A 3246-nucleotide genomic window follows, 5' to 3' on the forward strand; every position below is an offset into this window, starting at 1 on the left:
CCCCAACGGATGAATACTGAAGCCGATCGCTTCGGCTGGGACGATCACATCGACATAAGCGTCTCCGCTGTGGGCATCCTTGACTTCGAAGTGTATGCCGCCACCCACCAGCCCCAGCCAGCAGACTTCCACGGTGTCACCGTCCTTGGGTTCATCATAGCGGCACCGCACTGTCGCTCCGGTATCTGCCACCACCCACGGATCGAGTTCATCCGGCCCTGTTGTTGCTTCAAGGACCTCGGGTATGGATAGCGTGCCCAAGGCTCTACCGATGGTGTACGTAGCCTCCTCGGACAACTCATCAACGGCAAACCGCCGGCGCACATAACTGATAGTGAGCGTGCCATTCTTGTTGCCCTCTATCAGTTGTTTAGGAATATCAGCAAGAAACGGATTGGAATTCACGGCCAATACATAAGGAGATAAGGTTGTACCCGTTACCGATCCCACAAACTTGATAATGACTTCATCGCCGGCCCTGAATTCTGCGCGGGCTTCAAACGTTGCAACACTGCCAAGGCTGTCTGGATTGATATTGTTGGTGGAATCTGCCTCCTGAATATGCGGTGCGATCAAACTGCGTGCCGGACGCCCGACCTGGATATATCGACGTTCGGACTCGCGTATGTTTACTGGCCCCGTGACACCGTAATAGACGCGGGTACGAAGCAGTCCTTCGAATCGTGCATAGGCGGCGTTCAGGAAGTCCCGGAAACGGGGATGAGTTCCGGCGGCGCGATCGCTGAATTCGTGCTCGACACTGCCATCCTTGTTATCCCCCATAATATTGACTCGCAGGCTATCCCCTGCATTACCGGGCGGGGTGTAGTCAGGCATTGCCGCAGTGATGTATGGCAAGTCCGGCTCCACAAATGGACCATGCGCCTGGACGACGTCGGGCTGAGGCAAGGTATAAAGGACTCCAGCGACCGCATAGATGGTTGATCTGGATGCCAGCATGCCTCGTTCACGAACATAGGAGATCTTCAAGGTGCTTTGAATCAGAGAACGGATAAACGCGTTGGGAATTGCAATGTCGTTGTAATTCGCCAGTTCAACTTCCAAGCGAAACCCATAGGAAACATTCTCGCCATCCACCGTGTTGCCTTCCACCTTCCAAATGAGGAAATCCCCCCTGATAAAGTTCGGATCATTTCTGCGAATCAGTACTGAACCTGTGGCAGGTTGACCATGTAACTCATCAGCTTCCAAGAGCAGTGTTGCCGGATCCGCCTCGACAATCTCAGGCTCATCCAGCAACGTCAGGTTAAGGTCAACGTTGACAGGAGTCGGTTTGCTCCATCGGTGGCAAGGTCCAGACACATCCAAGACCTCGTCGTATAAATAGAACTGCACGACAAAATGGCCGCTGCCCGCTGCATTTAAAAAAGTAGGTTCGATAGTGAACGTAAGGTCGGAACCGACTTGATCATTACGCAAAGGGGGTAACTCATAGCGGTGCTCTCCCCAGTAGAACATAACCAGGTCATTGACCCGCATGTTCATCCACTTGTGGATGGTGCATGTCACACCTCGAGCCGCAACCACGGAGTCGACATAGACATCGGAGAGCGTAAACGTCAATCCACGGTGGTAGGAACCGTCGCAATTGCCATCCCCACCGGGCAACGTGTGCAGTATAAGAATACGTTGCGGTACTGAAGTACTTGTTGTTCCCGAGCCGCCCCGGATGACTTCTCCATATACATTATTGACAAAATAGTGCAGCAGGGTCGTTCTGGGAATTATCAGAAAAAAACGTGGGTCATCTTTATTGTCGGGATTAACTTGACCCTCTTGCATGTGTATCCCGTTCATCCATATATGATATGTATCGCCCTCTTTACAGTCGGACCAACGCTCAAAGACATAGGTCAAACCATCTTTGATATGACGATGACCAATCCCGTAGGCCGCTCCCAGAACCGGAATGACCTGGTTGGGCACAGGGTAGGGGGAGTCCAGATCTTGAACGACTGTGGGTTGTGCCGGGCCTTTAGGTAGCGACGTTTTTTTCGGCGGGGTCTTTTTTTTATTCGCTACAGGAAGGACGGAAACCGACGGCTGTTCTGAGGCCGTCGTCTTGGTTTTAGCCATGCCAGCCGATTTTTTCTTGGGGCTGGCTGCAGCGCTCTGTTTTTTATTCGTGGGCTTGGTCGGCATCATCTTTCTCCTGAGCGGGAATCGCTGGGGAAATAAAAGTCCTCTCGACTACAACCCGTCACCTGTGAGAATTGACAGTTCTGACCAGCGGTAATAATCCTGCTCATTCACATGCCTGTAAGCCGCAAAGCACATTCACACTTTCTCTTACATATTTTTCACGTTTTATTCACAAGCCAAGCCGTAGTGTGAAGCCTCATCCGTTACAAACGTTGCATATCAAGCCCGCCGCCCCAGCGGGCTTTTTTTTGCCTGCTTTTTAGCTCAGAAAAAAGGCCTACCTCTGTAGGAGCGAGCTTGCTCGCGAAAAAACGTCAACGATAACGCGGGCATTCTGGTTAACCGCGGTGTCATTGCGTTTTTCGCGAGCAAGCTCGCCCCTACAGGGGGTTGGGGATGGGTTTCAGCGTGCAGCCTGTTCGCGAATGGCGCGCTGGGTTTCCAGCACCTTGGCCAGCGCCGTTTCAGCCTCGGCACTCTGCTGCGGCACGCGAATCGCTGCCGACACCAGCGTGATCAGCTTGGCCATTACCTCGGCATCCGTGGCCGGGCGGCCCAGGCTCATGGAGTTCATCAGCAGGCGCAGTTCGGTGCCAGCCATGACCCCGGAAATGGCCTTGAGGGCAAATTGCAGGCGTACGCCCAGTTCATTGCGCGGCAAATCCGGCAGGGCCAGGGCGAAGGCTTCGAAGAAACGCTGGAACACCGGCTGGTAATGCACCTTGAGGTATTCCTGAATGAACGGCGAGGTGTCGCTGTAGACCCGGCCCAGGAAGCGGATGAACGAGCGCCCTTCCCCGCTGGCCGGGTCGCTGCGCTCCAGGCCCATGGCTGGGGCAAACAGCACGCCCAGGAGTGTGTCGCAATCGAGCGGGCCGTCGGATTCGGCTTCACAGCGCGCCAGCAACTCCAGGCGCTGCTCGTTGAGGGGCTCCAGGCGCTGCATCAGCAGGGTTTTCATCAGGGAGTCCTTGTCCCCGAAGTGGTAGTTCACCGCCGCCAGGTTGACCTGGGCACGCTCGGTTATCTGCCGTAGCAACACGGCGTCATAGCCGTACTTGATGAAAAGAGCCTCTGTCGCAT

At 54.5% G+C, this 3246-nt stretch carries 1 protein-coding gene and 1 pseudogene; both read right to left on the reverse strand.

Features of this window, described 5'->3' with window-relative positions:
• Nucleotides 1-2163 (reverse strand): annotated as a pseudogene (locus tag GIW04_RS29205) (hypothetical protein); the annotation flags it as partial.
• Between the two features lie 403 nt (nt 2164-2566).
• On the reverse strand, nt 2567-3246 hold a 680-nt coding region (locus tag GIW04_RS29210; RefSeq protein WP_236479488.1), incomplete at its 5' end, for a TetR/AcrR family transcriptional regulator.

The sequence above is a fragment of the Pseudomonas sp. PA-4-8C genome (assembly GCF_021606625.1).
GTDB lineage: Bacteria > Pseudomonadota > Gammaproteobacteria > Pseudomonadales > Pseudomonadaceae > Aquipseudomonas > Aquipseudomonas lactis.